Origin of the sequence: Streptomyces sp. GbtcB6 (assembly GCF_019091475.1) — a bacterium.
In the GTDB taxonomy this organism is placed as follows: Bacteria; Actinomycetota; Actinomycetes; order Streptomycetales; family Streptomycetaceae; genus Streptomyces; species Streptomyces hyaluromycini.
In genome coordinates this window covers 170,971-186,120 of the sequence record NZ_JAGXJL010000002.1, presented here as the reverse complement: position 1 = coordinate 186,120, position 15,150 = coordinate 170,971, and the positions used below count along the sequence as shown (strand labels likewise).

General features: G+C 73.8%; 13 protein-coding genes. 4 read left to right on the top strand and 9 right to left on the bottom strand.

Features of this window, described 5'->3' with window-relative positions; all coding sequences use genetic code 11:
- Positions 1-62: 62 nt before the first annotated feature.
- Positions 63-1,439 carry a S1 family peptidase gene (locus KVT45_RS03750; RefSeq protein ID WP_217545017.1) on the bottom strand — a complete coding sequence of 459 codons (1,377 nt, stop codon included), beginning with the start codon at positions 1,437-1,439 and terminating at the stop codon, positions 63-65.
- A 189-nt stretch (positions 1,440-1,628) separates the two neighbouring features.
- On the opposite strand from KVT45_RS03750, the gene KVT45_RS03745 reads away from it, so the two are divergent.
- The 3 genes from KVT45_RS03745 to KVT45_RS03735 all read left to right on the top strand — a co-directional run bounded on the left by KVT45_RS03745 (position 1,629) and on the right by KVT45_RS03735 (position 4,107).
- Positions 1,629-2,801: a MalY/PatB family protein gene (locus tag KVT45_RS03745; protein ID WP_217545016.1), complete on the top strand. Its 1,173-nt coding sequence runs from the start codon at positions 1,629-1,631 to the stop codon at positions 2,799-2,801.
- A gap of 31 nt (positions 2,802-2,832) precedes the next feature.
- Positions 2,833-3,591 carry a type 1 glutamine amidotransferase domain-containing protein gene (locus KVT45_RS03740; protein WP_217545015.1) on the top strand — a complete coding sequence of 253 codons (759 nt, stop codon included), beginning with the start codon at positions 2,833-2,835 and terminating at the stop codon, positions 3,589-3,591.
- Between the two features lie 120 nt (positions 3,592-3,711).
- On the top strand, positions 3,712-4,107 hold the full coding sequence (locus KVT45_RS03735) for a PPOX class F420-dependent oxidoreductase (RefSeq protein WP_217545014.1): 396 nt from the start codon (positions 3,712-3,714) through the stop codon (positions 4,105-4,107).
- A gap of 49 nt (positions 4,108-4,156) precedes the next feature.
- Here KVT45_RS03735 and KVT45_RS03730 read toward each other — a convergent pair whose 3' ends face one another.
- From KVT45_RS03730 to KVT45_RS03710, 5 genes are all read right to left on the bottom strand, one after another.
- Positions 4,157-6,925: a hypothetical protein gene (locus KVT45_RS03730; RefSeq protein ID WP_217545013.1), complete on the bottom strand. Its 2,769-nt coding sequence runs from the start codon at positions 6,923-6,925 to the stop codon at positions 4,157-4,159.
- 117 nt (positions 6,926-7,042) lie between these two features.
- Positions 7,043-8,053: an FAD-binding oxidoreductase gene (locus KVT45_RS03725; protein WP_217545012.1), complete on the bottom strand. Its 1,011-nt coding sequence runs from the start codon at positions 8,051-8,053 to the stop codon at positions 7,043-7,045.
- Between the two features lie 23 nt (positions 8,054-8,076).
- Positions 8,077-8,463 (bottom strand): DUF4440 domain-containing protein, encoded by a 387-nt coding sequence (locus tag KVT45_RS03720; RefSeq protein ID WP_217545011.1) that lies wholly within the window; start codon positions 8,461-8,463, stop codon positions 8,077-8,079.
- Positions 8,464-8,515: 52 nt separating this feature from the next.
- Complete coding sequence (locus tag KVT45_RS03715) at positions 8,516-8,935, bottom strand: Zn-ribbon domain-containing OB-fold protein (RefSeq protein ID WP_217545302.1); 420 nt, start codon at positions 8,933-8,935, stop codon at positions 8,516-8,518.
- 162 nt (positions 8,936-9,097) lie between these two features.
- A complete protein-coding gene (locus tag KVT45_RS03710) occupies positions 9,098-9,850 on the bottom strand; it encodes a TetR family transcriptional regulator (RefSeq protein WP_217545010.1) in 753 nt (250 codons plus the stop codon).
- 184 nt (positions 9,851-10,034) lie between these two features.
- Here KVT45_RS03710 and KVT45_RS03705 point away from each other — a divergent pair, with 184 nt between their 5' ends.
- Entirely contained in the window at positions 10,035-10,775 is a 741-nt protein-coding gene (locus tag KVT45_RS03705) for a peptidoglycan-binding protein (RefSeq protein ID WP_217545009.1), read from the top strand.
- A gap of 51 nt (positions 10,776-10,826) precedes the next feature.
- On the opposite strand, the gene KVT45_RS03700 is transcribed toward KVT45_RS03705, so the two are convergent.
- The 3 genes from KVT45_RS03700 to KVT45_RS03690 form a co-directional block, all read right to left on the bottom strand.
- Positions 10,827-13,196 (bottom strand): SpoIIE family protein phosphatase, encoded by a 2,370-nt coding sequence (locus KVT45_RS03700; protein ID WP_308310637.1) that lies wholly within the window; start codon positions 13,194-13,196, stop codon positions 10,827-10,829.
- A gap of 84 nt (positions 13,197-13,280) precedes the next feature.
- Positions 13,281-13,664, bottom strand: coding sequence for a hypothetical protein (locus KVT45_RS03695; protein WP_217545008.1), 384 nt, complete (start codon positions 13,662-13,664; stop codon positions 13,281-13,283).
- Between the two features lie 434 nt (positions 13,665-14,098).
- On the bottom strand, positions 14,099-15,022 hold the full coding sequence (locus KVT45_RS03690; protein WP_217545007.1) for a MurR/RpiR family transcriptional regulator: 924 nt from the start codon (positions 15,020-15,022) through the stop codon (positions 14,099-14,101).
- Positions 15,023-15,150: the final 128 nt, after the last annotated feature.

The following is a 15,150-nucleotide window of genomic DNA, read 5'->3' as shown; positions in this document are numbered from 1 at the left end:
CCCGTCGGGACGGGTGCCCTTCTCGTAGGACCTCGCCGAGGCCCCTGTCCTCGGTTCCTCTGTCAGCCCCAAGTAGCCGAGTAGTAGCGCTGGTACGCCTTGCGGTCCTGTTCCGAGCGGATGTACCGGGTCGCGACCAGCGCGATCAGACTGCCCCCGATCACCAGCAGGCCCGGACCGACGTTGCGGGTGTCCGTGAGCCGGGCGACCAGACTGGTGTCGTCCCCGGTCACCGGCGCCGTCGAACCCGGCGAGGCCGCGCTCGGCGCGATGGCGCTGTGGTTGGCCGACGCGGACGGCGCCGGCGCGGCGCTCTGAGCCCCGGCGGCCGCCTGCTTCGTCACGATCAGCTGGACGTTCAGCGCCGCCATCGCCCGCGTCACCGGCTGGAAGAACGTCACCCCGCCCGTGGTGCAGTCACCGCTGCCGCCCGAGGTCACCCCCAGTGCGATGCCATTGGAGAACAACGGACCCCCGCTGTCGCCCGGTTCGGCGCACACATTGGTCTGGATGAGCCCGGTGACCGTGCCCTCGGGGTAGTTGACGGTCGCGTTGAGCGCGGTCACCGTGCCGTCGTGCAGCCCGCTGGTGGAGCCGCTGCGGAACACCTTCTGCCCGACCGTCGGATCGGCCGCCCCGGTGATCCGCACGCCCTGGCCGTTGCCGATCGCGACCACGTCCGCGTTGTCACCGGCCTTCCCGGACGCGTACTGGATCAGCGAGAAGTCGTTGCCCGGGAACTGCGTGTTGATCGTCGTGCCCAGCTGCTGGTTGCCCTGGCTGTCGTCGAACCAGATGGTGTTGGCGGGACCGCAGTGACCGGCGGTGAGGATGAAGTCGGTCGTCCCGTTGGTGACGTTGAACCCCGCCGAACAGCGGCCGCCCGTCGACAGGATCGGCTGCGCCGCGTTCAGCCGGGTGGTGAACGTCCCCTCGGAGCGCTGCATCTGCACGAAACCGCCGATGCCCGCGGCGACCCGGCTCAGGTCCGACCAGTCGGAGGCGGAGACCGTGCTGTCGGCCTCCACCATCACCCGGTTGGTCCTGTAGTCCACCACCCACGCGGTGCCGGCCACCCGCGGCGCCGCCTTCAGCGTGGCGGTGGCCGCCTTCAGCTCGTTCATGCTGTGCGACACCATCTTGGGCACGGCACCCGCCTGCTTCACCATCGCCGCGGCCTGCGCGTCGGTGACCGCGACCACCGGCTTGCCGTCGGCGCCGATCCAGCTGCCCGCGGTACGGGCCGTGCCGAGCTTCGCCACCAGCGCGGCACCGCTGTTACCGGCCTCGGTCGCGGAGCCGGAGCTGAACGGGACGGCGGACGTCCCGGGAGTCTCGCTCGCCATGGCCGTGGTGACCATCGCGCCTCCCAGAAGGAGTCCGCCGACCGCCGCCAGCTGTGTCCCCCGCCGGACGACCCGTCGTCGTGCGTGCCTCATCCATGGCTCCCGAACCCCGAACGCGCGGTGCCTGCACCGCGGGGCCCTCCGGTCGTCGAGCGCCCTGCTCTCCATACGTGGGCGGCCCGCAGGGTGTTCACAGCGTTGGTGATCTTTACGATCCCGTGGCAGTACGGCATGACCGCACGCCTCGTTCCCGGGCCTGCCCCAGCCGCCTATCTTGAGCCCATGACCAGCATCCCGCAGGAGAATCCGGGCGAACCGAACCCGCTGCGCGCCCTCACCCTCGACCGGCTGCGATGTCGTACCAGCATGAAATGGCGCACCTACCCGGAGGACGTGCTCCCGGTCTGGGTGGCCGAGATGGACGTGCCGCTCGCCGCACCGATCGTGCGCGCGGTCACGGCGGCGATGGAACTCGGCGACACCGGCTACCCGGCCGGCACCGCCTACGCCGAGGCGCTCGCCGCGTTCGCCGCGAAACGCTGGGGCTGGGACGGGCTCGACGTGGCCCGCACCGCGATCGTCCCCGACGTGATGCTCGGTGTGGTCGAGATGCTCCGGCTGGTCACCGGGCCCGGTGACCCGGTGGTCGTCAACTCGCCGGTGTACCCGCCCTTCTACCAGTTCGTCGGGAACATGGACCGGCGGGTGGTGGAGGCCCCGCTCGGCGCCGGCGGGCGTATCGACCTCGACGTGCTGGAGGAGGTGTTCCGCGGGCTCGGCGGCGGGCGGGCCGGCTATCTCCTGTGCAGCCCCCACAACCCGGCCGGCACCGTCCACACCGTCGAGGAGCTCACCGCCGTCACCGTCCTCGCCGAGCGGTACGGCGTCCGGGTCGTCGCCGACGAGATCCACGCCCCGCTCACCGCCCCGGGCGTCGACTTCGTCCCCTACCTGAGCGTGCCGGGGGCGGACCGGGGACTCTCGCTGATGTCCGCGTCCAAGGCCTGGAACCTCGCGGGCCTCAAGGCCGCGCTCGCCGTCGCCGGACCCGGCGCCGCAGCCGACCTCGCCCGGCTGCCGGAGGAGGTCAGCCACGGCCCCAGCCATGTCGGCGTCATCGCCCACACGGCCGCCCTGACCGACGGCACCGCCTGGCTCGACGCCCTGCTCACCGGCCTCGACGAGAACCGGCACCTGCTCGCCGGCCTGCTCGACCGCCACCTGCCCGGCATCCGGTACCGACCCGCCGAGGCCACCTACCTCGCCTGGCTGGACTGCCGCGCCCTCGGCCTCGGCGACGACCCGGCCGAGGTCTTCCTGGAGCGCGGCCGGGTCGCCGTGAACTCCGGCATCCCCTTCGGCACCGGCGGCGCCGGGCACGTACGGCTCAACCTCGCCACCTCGCCCGAGGTGATCACGGAGGCGGTACGACGGATGGCCGCGGCGCTCGCGTGAGGCGTGACCGCCCGGCTGACATCATGGCCGTATGCGTGTGCTGATACCGCTTCCCGACCGGGACTTCGACGTGACCGAGGTGGCCGTGCCCTGGCGGGAGCTGACCCGGGCCGGCCATGAGGTCGTGTTCGCCACCGAACGCGCCGGCACCCGGCCCGCGGCCGACCCCCGGCTGCTCACCGGCGTCCTGTTCGGGCAGCTCGGCGCCGCGGACGAACCCCGGCGGTTCTACGAACAGCTCACCGCCGCACCGGAGTTCACCGCCACCGTGGCCTGGGCCGGCCTCGACGTCACCGGCTTCGACGGGCTGGTGCTGCCCGGCGGACACGCGCCCGGCATGCGCCAGTACCTCGGCTCGCCCGAACTGCGCGACCAGGTGCGGAAGTTCTGGGCACTGGGCCGCCCGGTCGGCGCGATCTGCCACGGCGTCCTCGTCCTCGCCCGCACCCTGGACCCGGCCACCGGGCGCAGCGTTTTGTCCGGCCGCCGGACCACCTGCCTGCCCAAGTACATGGAACGCACCGCCTACTTCACCACGGCCTGGCGTCTCGGCCGCTACTACCGCACGTACCCCGCCTACGTCGAGGACGAGGTGCGGGCCGCCCTCGCCGAGCCGGACATCCAGTTCGAGCGCGGCCCGCGCGAGCTCACCCGGCGAGGCACCGCGAGCGACGACACGCACGCCTTCGTCGCCGAGGACGGTACCTATCTCTCGGCACGTTGGCCCGGCGACGCGTATCTGTTCGCACGGAAGTACCTCGACCTGCTCGACCGGCGGGCGGACGCCTGAGCGCTCCGCTGGGAGAGCCGTGATGGGCCGGTGGTAGGCTGCGGGTCCGTTGTGGCTGGTCGCGCAGTTCCTCGCGCCCCTTCGGGGCGCTGCTTCGCCGGACCCGCCTAGACTCCGGGCATGGAAAACACCACCGGCACGGCCCTCGACCAGCTCGGTGCCGGCAAGTACCTGCTGGTCACCAGCTACCGCAAGGACGGCACCCCCGTCCCCACCCCGGTGTGGGTGGTGCGGGACGGGGACACGCTCGGTGTCTGGACGGCCGCCGACACCTTCAAGGTCAAGCGCATCCGCCGCCGCGCCGACGTCAAGGTCGGCGCCTGCGACCTGCGCGGCCGCCCGACCGGCGACCCGGTCCCGGCCACCGCGGAGATCGCCGACGCGGCCACCACCGCCCGCTACCGCGACCTCATCGCCCGCAAGTACGGCATCACCGGCCGGCTCACCCTCCTCGGCAGCAGGCTGCGCCGCGGCCTCGACGGCACCGTCGGCATCCGGGTGACCCTGACCCCTTGAGAAAGCCGCGCCCTGGGGAGACCACGGTCTCCCCAGGGCGCGCGGACCGCTACGAGGCGTCCAGCACCGTTCCGGTGAGCGTCAGACCGCCGGGCAGCGGCTTGCCCTCGTCGTCCGTCTGCTGGAAGGTGACCGACTCGGCCGGTTCCGCGACCTGGTCCCGTACGGTCGGCACGGTCACGTCGAGGCTCGTCTGCCCGGCGGGCATGTCCAGCCACAGGTACAGGCCGTCCACCTGGGACAGCGGGCGTTCCGGGTCCGGTTCCGCGCCGGAGACACCGGCCAGCCAGTCCGGGGCGACGTCCTTGGTGGACAGCTCCGTGCCGCCGCTGCCGACCGGGACGGGGACGAACAGCGCGCCGATGTCCGTGTCCGCGGCCTCGGACAGCGAGATCCGCCACTTCAGGGCCGCACCCTCGGTCACCGGGTCCGCGAGCGGGGTCACCGTGATCGTGGGCGCGGGATCGTCGTTGTGCACGGTCAGCCCGCCCCGGTAGGAGCCGACCACGGCCCCGTGGACGGCCTTGACCAGCACGTCGTACGGCACGTCCGCGCCGTAGCGGGTGTTGCCCCGCACCTCGACCGGCACGTCGATGTCGTGGCCGCCCGGCCGCACGGTGACCAGGCGGTCCTTCGCGTCGCCGGTCGCCGGGTCGACGACGTACACCCGGACCTGGCCGGTGCCCCGCCCGGACACCTGCACCGGGACGTGGTAGGTGCGTACGCCCTGGTCGCCCTCGTCGACCGTGAGCCGGCCGACGTCGACGCGCGGCAGTGCGGCCGCGCGGACCGCCGGGGTGCCCGGCCGCCAGCCCCAGGCGTCCATCAGCCAGGCCCGCCCGGATCCCGAACGCGGAGTCAGCTCAAGGGAGGTGACGGACCGCAGGTCGAGCCCGGCCCGGCGGGCGGCGGTGAGCGGTACGCGCAGCTCGCGCGCCCAGTAGGACGCCGTGCGGTCGCTGCCGGGCAGTCCGTCGGTCCGGACCCGGCCCAGCGTCGCCCGCCGGCCGTGGCTGTCGGTGACGGACACGTCGAGCGCGGTGCCCCGGGAGTTCGGCGGCACGAAGACCCGCAGCGCGAGCGCCTCGGCACCGGAGAGCGATACCGGCCGTGCCACCCGGACCCGCGTCGGCGATCCGGCGGACGTCCAGTGCAGCGCGACCGCGTGCCGGCCGGCCTCCCGTCCCGTCTCCCACTGCGCGAAGTGCGGCGAGACACCCGTGACGCCCTGCCCCAGACAGGCCACCGCCGGGTCGGGGTCGACCGCCGAGCACAGCCGGCCACCGGTCACCGTCACCGCGCCGTCCGGCAGGAACCCGGCCCCGCGGTTCGCACCGACCGCGTGGCTGAGCACCCGCGCCGGATCCGCCGACGGCGCCCGCCGCCCCGAACCGTCCAGCAGCGGACGGACCTTGTCGTCCCCCGCGACGAACAGCCGGGCCGCCGCCGCGATGTACGTGGAGCCGGCCTGGTGCTGCTGGTCGGCGGTCAGCCGGGTCGCGGCCCGCGGGGAGCAGACCGGGTCCGGGTGGTCCGGGTCGTCGGAGAAGTCGTCCTCCGCGGGGGCCTGTGCCTGCCCCGGCGTCCACTGGGTGTTGAAGAAGTTGTGGTCGGCGCCGATCACGTACACCGCGCTGTGCAGAGCCTTGCCGCTGCTGACCGCGCGGGTGCCGTCGACGTAGACCTCGCCCTGCAGGTCGGAGACATCGCCGTCGCAGCCCGGCAGGATCGTGAGCGAAGGGACGTCCGGCACCGGGTTCTGGCCGAAGACGGTCGGGCCGATCAGCACGGTTCCGCTGATGTGCCAGCGCACCCCGCCGTGATAGCCGTCCTGGTCGGCCGGCGGCGGGTACAGGCTGTCCAGCGCCGCCCGGTTGACGCCCTCGCCGCCCCGGGAGTGACCGATCAGCAGCACGCGGGACAGGTCGGCGCGGGGTGCCTCGCGCACGATCGGGGGCGCCAGGCGCGGGTGGCGCGCCCAGTCGGCCCAGTGCGCCAGGTGCAGCCGGATCAGCGACGAACGGGCCTGTGCGCCGCCGTCCTCGGCCTGCCAGTCCTGGCCGTTGATCCCGTTCGCCGAGATCGACACCGTCACATAGCCCTGGGAGGCCAGCAGCCGCTGGTCGCGCAGATAGCCCCGGTGGCTCGGCACCGGGAGCGTGCCCGCCGGGCAGGGCCAGGCGCCGGAGGCGTCGTCACCTCCGCCGTGCGGGGCGTAGCAGGTGGCGTGGCGGCCGTGCAGGAACAGCGCCAGCGGGCGAGCCCCGGAGACCCCGGTGGGCGCGACCACAACGGCGCGCATCTCGACCGGGACGGAGAACCCGGGCAGGCGCACCGACTTGAGCTGGTAGGAGCCCGTCTTCGTGCGGTACGGGCCGGGCTTTCCCGGGTCCACCGGATTGGCGGGTAGCGGGGCCGGGGGCCGGACCGCCGCCGAAGGCGCGGATGCGTCCGCGTCCGGGCGGGTGTCCAACCGGCGTCCGCCGGACCAGACTTGCAGGTCCTTCAACGCTCCCGCCCGCGCCCCGGCCAGACCGAGCCGGAAGGTGTGCCCGTCCCGCTCCGGCTTAGGCACCCCCAACAGCCGTCCGTCCGACCGGAATTCGACCCGAGCGTCACCCATCGGCACCCGTCTGCCGGACCGCCACACCAGCTGGGGCGCCGACCGCTCCTGGTCGATGCGCCAGCCCGGCGGCAGCTTTCCGCCGGACGCGGCCGCGGCCGGGGCCTGTTGAGCCTGTGCGGTGGTGCCGGACACTCCTCCCGCGAGCGCGAGCACCGCTGTCGCGATGACCCATATGCGCCGGGTACGGACCAATGTTCCCTCCTCCTCGGAAGGCGAGCACGGGCCGCCCCGGCCGTCCCGGGGAGCCCCTCGCCCTCCGGAGGACGGGGAGTTGAGTCTGTGGGTTGCCTGTGGGTCTGGAGTGAAGGGTCACGTGCGGGGGAAACGGCACCCGTCGAGTTCGGGGGCGGCCTGTCCGGTGGCGAGTTCCGCCGCGACCAGGCGGCCGACGGTGGGGGCGAGGGCGACCGCGGAGTGGGCGACGGCCAGGTAGGCGGAGCCGTCCGGGGTGAGCGGGCCGATCAGCGGGCCGTCCTCGGGCATCGGACGGACGCCCACCCGGGACCCGACCACCCGGAACTCGCCCTCGAACGCCGCGCGGAAGCCGGCGACGGCCGTTTCGTCGTCCGCCTTCGTATGGGTGAGCAGCAGCCGTCCCGCGCTCACTTCGCGCACTTCGAAGTCCGGTCCGGCCACGACGGACCGCACCAGCCCCGGCGGCGCGGCCAGCCGGAGCAGCCGGGCGGGGGAGCCGACGACGGGCAGCGCGATCCCGAGGGGTGCGGCCAACTCGACGGCTCCCGTCCCGGCGGCCAGGACGACAACGGAGGCGGGACGGAATCCGGCCGCGGTGTCGACCCCCGTGACGCGCCCGGTCTCCGTCCGCAGCGTCGCGCCCGCCGCTTCGTACTCGACCCGGGCGCCTCGGGCCCGTGCCGCCCCGACCAGCGCAGCCGTGACCGCGACGGGGTCCACGCCCGCGTCGGACGGGGTGTGCACGGCCGCGTCCGGGGGTGTACGGAAGTGGGGCTCCAGCGCCTGGATCGCCGTGCGGCCGACCGGATGCCGTCCTTCGGAGAGCCGGCCGCCGCCGGGACCGTACGGCACCGGCCAGGTGAGCGAGCCGGTCCGGCGGACCGTGACGCCCGGCACCTCCCGCTCCAGCCGCCGCCAGTCCGCCAGGACCGCAGGGCGCAGATCCTCGGCACCGCCGGGCCAGTCCCCGCCGGTCGTGCCCCCGATCCACGCGAAGGAATCCCCGGTGACGCCCGTGGCCGGACCGGGGCCCTGTTCGACCAGCGTCACCGGTACGTCCCGGCACGCCAGGTGGTAGGCCACCGACGCGCCGAGGATCCCGGCCCCCACCACGACCACCCTCACGGCAGTCCCCGCCCCCCGCCGCGCTACTCGACGCCGGGCGGAACGACCGTGGCGTGGTGGTAGTACATCCGCCAGCCGCTCCGCTCGTCGCGTCGGCGCCAGAGGGAGCTGTGCCGGGAGCGCCGCTCGCCGAGACGGGCCTCGAAGGTCACCTGCACAAGACCCGGAGCGAGGACGACACCGGTCATGCCGGACGGCTCGTACCGGGGGCCGTCCTTCGACGCGCCCGGCTTGTCGGCCAGTTCGGCGAGCAGCTGCTCGTACGCGTACCTGCGGCCGGACGCGCCCACCTCCACGAACTCCGGGTCCAGCAGCTCACCCGCCAGCTCCCGGGAGGCGCGCACCTCGGGGTCCATGAGCCGCAGCTCGCCCGCGATCGCGGCCGCCACCTGGGCCGTTTCATCGCTCATGGGCACATCCTCGCCCAGGCCACCGGCCGTCGGGCAACCGGATTTCCGGCCGTCAGCTCCAGGCGCGGTACGGCTCGTCGAGCAGCTGGAAGACCGGCTCGCCCCGCACCGGGTCCTTGGCCGTGGAGAGCTTGACCCGGTCGCCGCTGTGGATGCCGATCGGCGGGCCCATGACCCGGCCCCGCACCACGAACCCCTCGGCCATCTCGATCAGGGACACGTTGCGCGCGGCGGGCGTGTTGCGGTGCACCACCGTCGAGTGGCGGACCGTGCCCGTGCCCTCGCTGCGCTCCGTCCGCAGCTCGCTGCCCTGGCACACCGGACACAGCAGCCGGTGGTACATCGCGGTGCCGCACCAGGCGCAGCGCTGGTAGACGATGGCGTCCTGGGTGCGCTCCGCGGGCGCGTGGTCGAGAACGCCCGTCGCGAATCCGACCGCCGACTGCGCGGCGCTCGTCGAGTGGTGGTACACGCTGGTCAACTCCCTGGGCTCGCCCGGAATCCCGCGTGTCCGGACCCGGCCGGGCACGCCTGTGCCCGGTCGGCGGTGCCACCGTGCACGCCGACAGCGTATGGCACTCAGTGTCAGTCGTAAAGGCACTGCGTACCCCCAATGTGGGTCCGCCGGGACTTCTCAGGTGCGGCCGAACGCGGTCTCGATCTCCTGCACCACCCGCCACAGCGGGGCGTCGCGCCGCGAGACGAGGACGACCACGTCGTCCGGGTGTTCCACCGGGCCGCCGAACAGCGCCGCCGGCGCCCCGCCCGGAGCGGGGCCGGCGGGCGCGGCGGCTCCGGTGCCGAACGCGTCCTGCACGTACCCGAGGGCGTGGTCGACCGTCTCGTCCGCGTCGCTGCGCCCGTCCGAACGCAGCCAGGAGCGGAGCGCGTTGTTGTGCGCCGCGACCACTGCCGCCGCGATGACGTCCGCCCGCAGCGTCCCGTCCGGGCGGCCCGCGTACCGGCCCCGCAGGTACTCGGCGAGCGCCCGCTCGTAGCGCCACACCACCGACAGCTCGTACGCGCGCAGTCCCGGGACCTGCTTGGTGAGCCGGTAGCGCTGTACGGAGAACGTGGGGTTCTCGGCGTACATCCGCAGTACCAGCCGCGCCGCGTCGCACACCCGCCGCACCGGCTCGCACTGCGGGTCGGCCGCCGCCAGGAAGGCGGTCATGTCGGCCAGGCACCCCTCGTGGTCGGGGAAGACCACGTCCTCCTTGGACGGGAAGTAGCGGAAGAACGAGCGCCGCCCGACCCCCGCGAGGGCAACGATGTCGTCGACGGTCGTCTGCTCGTATCCGCGCTCCACGAAGAGCCGGAAGGCCGCCGCGACCAGGGCGTCCCGCATGGGCGGCTTGGCGGGCGGTGCCGCGCTGCTGGAGCTCATGGACGCGAACGTAGCATTCCGTCCGCCATCTGGCACTCAGTGCACGATATTGGGGGACTGAGTGCTCTGCCGGCCACCCTCGGCCCGCCGCCGCTCCCGGGCTGAACCGGCGGGCCGGTCCTCCCGTATGTGTTCTCGGGGATCGCGGACACCCGTGCGAACGGGTGCGTGGAAGGAGAGCAGTGTGTCGACACCGCCCGACCCTGAACAGCCGCACCGCGGACCGGTTCTGGAACCGGTCCGGGTCCTGCGCCCCCGCAGGCTCGACACGCTCGCGGAGCTCATGCGCGAGTTCCACGAGGGGACGGAGGCCGACGCGAGGGCGAGGGCGCCGAAGAGCCGGGGTCCGGCGGACTTCGAGGCCTTCGACCCGGCGTCCGGCTCCGGCACGGAGGACGAGACCCAGGAGCTGCCGCCTGTCACCGACGGCCCGCGCACCGCGCCGGGCGGCCGTGGTCGCGGGTACGGGCAGGACGCCCACCCGTCCCGTGCCTTCGGCTTCGGGCCGGGACTGCGCCGGGCCGCCGTGGTGGTGGCCGTCGGCGCGGCCGCCCTGGTCGGCTTCGGCTGCGCCCTGCTGCTGCCCGGCCGCGAGGGCACCGCCGAGGCCGCCCAGCCGTCCGCGTCCGCCACCACGGCACCGGCCGGCACCCCGTCGGCCTCCGGCACCTCCACCGACCCCGACGGCGCCGGCACCCTCCGCCAGGGGGACACCGGCCCTGACGTCGTCGAACTGGAGCAGCGCCTGCTGCGCATCCCGGACGTGTACCGCGACGGCTCTACCGCCGGCACCTACGACGCCGCCCTGACGGCAGCCGTGGAACGCTTCCAGGTCTGGTACGGCATCAGCGGCGACGAACGCGGTGTCTACGGCGACGACACCCGCCGCTCCCTGGAGTCCCGCACCAGCCTCACCGACAGCTGACCGGCGGCTTCGAGCGGCGGGCAGTGGATGAGAAGAACACCGACGGTCCGGCTACTCCTCGCCCGTCACCGGCACCCGGATGTCCAGCACGCACACGTCGTCCCGCCGTTCGCCCGCCAGCATCGCGGCCAGGAGCGCGTCCAGGGAATCCGGTCCGGCGGCGAGGGCGGCCGCGGCCAGGCGGTCGAGGCCCGCGTCGATGTCCTCGCCCGGCCGCTCGACGAGGCCGTCGGTGTACAGCAGCAGCCGGTCGCCGGGCTCCAGCCGGAACTCGGCGGACTCGTAGACCGGGTCCGCGCACGCCCCGAGCAGCATGCCGGCCGGACGGTCCAGGCGGTGGGCCCGGCCCCCGCGCACCAGCAGGGGCGGTGGGTGACCCGCCTGGGCCCAGACCAGACGGCGCTCGGCCGGCTCGTAGCGGGCGAGGACGAGCGTCGCGGTGGACTGGGCGTCGCGCGAGTGCAGGAGCAGGAAGTTGAGCCGGGCCAGCGCACCGGTCAGGGAGGAGCCGGTGGTCACCATGCCTTTGGCGGTGAACCGCAGCTGGGCCATCGTGGCGACGGCGTCGACGCCGTGGCCCGCCACGTCGCCGACCACGAACAGCGCGGCCTCGTGGGGCAGTTCGATGGCGCTGAACCAGTCGCCGCCGACATGCACCCCGGCCTGGGCGGGCAGATAGGCGACCTCGACGCGCAGCCCGCGCAGCCGCACCGGCCGGCTCGGCAGCGGCAGCAGCGCGTGCTGGAGCCGGGCGGCCAGGGCGCGCTCGGCCTCCAGGACGCCGCGCTGCACCAGGATCGCGCGCTCGCTGTCCACCAGGGCGAGTTCGGCGCTGCGCTGCGCGGTGAGGTCCTGCACGAAGCCGTGCACCTCGACGACCGTGCCGTCCGGGGTGGTCACCGCCTCCGCGACGGCCCGCAGATGCCGTACGGCGTTCCCGGTCCTGATCCGGAACGGCACGTCGAACGGGTGCCCGGTGCGGGCGAGTTCGGAGACGGCGCGGGCCAGCGCGTGGGCGTCCTCGGGCAGCACGAGGTCCGGCAGCAGGTCCAGCGGGACCGCTCCGCGCCCCGGCTCGCGGCCCAGGATGGTGTACACCTGGGGGGACCAGTCGACCTGACGGGTGATCAGGTTCCAGCTCGCCCAGCCGAGGTTGCCCAGCCGCTGCATGTCCGCCAGCCGCTGCTCCTGCCGCTCCTCCGTGTCGTGCCGCAGCCAGGTGACCAGCAGCCCGTCGCCGAGCCGCGCGGCGCGCACCGAGTAGGTGGCGGTCACGGTCACCCCCGCGACGACCTCCTCGTAGACGAACGGCTCGCCCTCGTACGGCTCTCCGCCGAGTGCCTTCAGATACCCCTGCCACAACGACTCGCCGGCGACGGAAGGGTAGCTCTCCAGGATGTGGGAGCCGACCAGCTCGCGGCCGGTGCGGCCCAGGATGTCCACGGCGCCCGGGGTGGCCGCCTCGACGCGGTAGTCCTCGACCTCTCCGGTGGCGGTCCGCAGCGGGATCAGCAGGACCGCGGCTCCCGGCAGCGCGTCCAGCACCGTCTGCACCGCCGGGGAGAGTCCCGGGGCCACCGGCTCGGCGGGGGCGTCCAGGGTGCCGAGCCGGCCGGCGCACAGCCGGGCGGCGGACCGCAGCAGCTCACGGTCGGCGGGGCCGAAGGCGGCCGCGGACCGGCGCAGTACGCCGAGGGCCACGCCTGCCGGGACCGGCAGCCAGGCCCGGGACAGCCAGCGGCCGGGCGGCTCGTCGATGAGCTGGAACATCTGCCGGTCCTCGGCGAAGTCCTCCAGCCAGAGCGGCTCGCCGGCCCTGAGCGCCTCCAGCGGGGCGAACCCCTGCAGCGGAGGCACCTGGTGCCACTGGGCGGCGAGCGTCGCGTCCAGCCCCGCGTACCCGATCAGTTCGAGCCCGTCGCCGGGCTGCAGCCGCCGGTACAGCATTACCGCGTCGGCGTCGATCCGGGGTGCCAGGTGCTCGAGCAGCGTCCCGGCCAGCTCCTGCGGGGAACCGACGTGCAGCAGGGCCCTGCCGAGCAGGCCGAGGGTCTCGGCGGTGCCGGGCGGGGCGGGCGACTCCGGGGGCATCACGGGGGCGGGCGGGCCGGTGACGGCGGCGGCCCCGGCTGCGGCTGCGGGCGCGGTGGGCATCAGGGCGCCGAGGGTCAGCCAGCACTCCTCCAGCAGCGTGCGGTTCCCGGCCTCGGCCCGCTGCAGAAGCGCCTCGTGGGCGGCGTCGGGGGAGCAGCCCGTGGCGGCCATCAGAGCACCCTTGGCACGCTCCACCGCCGCGGACGTGGCCAGCGAGTCCCGCAGCCGGTCCAGCTCGGCGCGCTGCCTGGACACGATCCTGGCCAGGGCTGCCAGCTCGGCGACGGCTGCTCCGGCGTCCGCGGAAGGCACGTGCTCGCTCGTCACCGCTTGAGCATGGCACAGAAGGGTGTCTCCGATCACACGCGTACCCGGTCCGTGGAGGATCCGGGCAACCGTGGACCGAAACGGTCAGCGGCCGGTGCTGTGCCCGACGAGTGCCTCGGTGACCACGCGGACGCTGCGGGCGATGTGCTGCAGTTGCAGGACCTCCGCCGCGTACAGCTTGATCGTGTGCTCGATGACCGATTCCGGCAGGCCCAGCAGGGGCAGTTCGGCGCGCGCCGTCTGCAGCGCCGTGCGTGCCACCCGGACCTCTTGCTGGACCTGGATCTGCGCGTGCCGGGCCAGCAGCACCGGGTGCCGGATCAGCGCCGGGTAGCTGGCGTAGCGGGCCGGCACCAGTTCGCGCAGCCACTTGGCGGCGGAGCGCTCCCAGTCGTAGCTGCCCGGTGCCTTGACCTGGCAGGGCCAGTCGGGGCTGATGCGCGCGGTCGTCGTCAGAGTCATGATCATCGCTTCCCGGTGTGCGGCGTCGTGAGGGTGCTCGACGGGGGTCTGGGCGGCTCCGGCCTAGGGGATGGCCGGAGCCGCCGCGGGCGAATCGCACAGGCGATGCCCGTTCGAACATCCCCGGCGCCGACGCGGGTAGGAGACGGCGGCTGGGGGTGTCCGTGCGAGGCCCCGGGCGCCGGCCGCCGGCACTGCTGGTGGTGCTGCGTGCGCATGGGCGGTCCGTCGGCTTTCTCGGGGCGGGTGCGAGCGGTGCGTCCTCGGGTGCGGAACGTGCCCGGAGTGGGCCGGGGGTGATCCGTGAGCAGTATTTATATATGCCGTCCGGTTTGCAAGACGTATGAAAACATTCATGCGCGAAATGCGGTGAATACTCCCCCTACGAGGTCATGCGGAGGGAGGCCGCAGGGAAGCCGGATACACCGGGATCCCGGGGGTCAGTCCTTGAGGAAGAACTGGTGCTCCTCGGCGACCTGCTCGTACTCCTCCAGGCGCGCCTGGGTGCGCGCGGGATCGGCGTCGGTCATGGCCTGGAGCAGAGCGGCGGCCATCAGGCCGGGTGCCGCGTAGGTGTCGAAGACCAGGCGGGACCCGATGCCGGTGCTGAAGGTGACGTCGGCCTCGTCGGCCAGCGCACCGAGCGCCAGGTCGGTCACCAGCGCGACCCGCAGCCCCGCGGTGCGCGCCACCCGGATCGCGGTCAGTGTCTCCTGCGCGTGCCGCGGCATGCCGAACGCCAGCACCCAGGTGCCACCCGCCTCGCGCGACTGCAGCAGGGCGTCGTAGGCCACGCTGCCGCCCCGGGTCACCACCCGTACGTCGGGGTGGATACGGCGGGCGGCGTAGGCGAAGTACTCCGCCAGCGAGACGGAGATGCGCAGGCCGAGCACGGTCAGCGGGGACGACTGGGACAGTTCGCGGCCGATCCAGATCACCCGGTCCGGGTCGGCGAAGTCCCGGCGCAGGTTCTCCAGGTTCTCGATCTCGGCGTCGACGGCGGCCTGGAGCTCGTTGCTGCGGTGCTCGGTGGCGGCCCCCGTACCGCCCGCCAGGGTGCGCAGCGCGATCGACTGGAGCCGCTCACGCAGGGCGGGGTAACCGCTGAAGCCGACCGCGCCCGCGAACCGGGTCACCGACGGCTGGCTGACCCCGACCCGCTCGGCGAGGTCGGTGATCGACAGGAAGGCGGCCTCGGTGATGTGGTCGATCAGGTACTGGGCGATGCGGCGCTGGCCGGGGGAGAGCCGGGGGCCGTCGAAGAGTTCGCGGAGCTGGGAGGTGGGCGCGGCCTCGGCCTCCGGCACGGTTTTGCCCGAGGTGATCGCGGATGCCTGGGCACGTGCCTGCTGCGGCGATGGCACCGAAGCGCCTCCTTTGTCTCCCACGAGGACTCAACATAGCTCACGGACCGTGGTGACCAGGGGTTGTGCGGTACGCCGGACCGTCCCGGCGGCCGAACGCTCAGGATGCGGAAACAGCACCGGGATTC

Bases quoted from the DNA above. Each gene is read 5' to 3' on its own strand.
- KVT45_RS03750 (WP_217545017.1), bottom strand. From the start codon at position 1,439: ATGAGGCACGCACGACGACGGGTCGTCCGGCGGGGGACACAGCTGGCG.
- KVT45_RS03745 (WP_217545016.1), top strand. From the start codon at position 1,629: ATGACCAGCATCCCGCAGGAGAATCCGGGCGAACCGAACCCGCTGCGC.
- KVT45_RS03740 (WP_217545015.1), top strand. From the start codon at position 2,833: ATGCGTGTGCTGATACCGCTTCCCGACCGGGACTTCGACGTGACCGAG.
- KVT45_RS03735 (WP_217545014.1), top strand. From the start codon at position 3,712: ATGGAAAACACCACCGGCACGGCCCTCGACCAGCTCGGTGCCGGCAAG.
- KVT45_RS03720 (WP_217545011.1), bottom strand. From the start codon at position 8,463: ATGAGCGATGAAACGGCCCAGGTGGCGGCCGCGATCGCGGGCGAGCTG.
- KVT45_RS03710 (WP_217545010.1), bottom strand. From the start codon at position 9,850: ATGAGCTCCAGCAGCGCGGCACCGCCCGCCAAGCCGCCCATGCGGGAC.
- KVT45_RS03695 (WP_217545008.1), bottom strand. From the start codon at position 13,664: ATGATCATGACTCTGACGACGACCGCGCGCATCAGCCCCGACTGGCCC.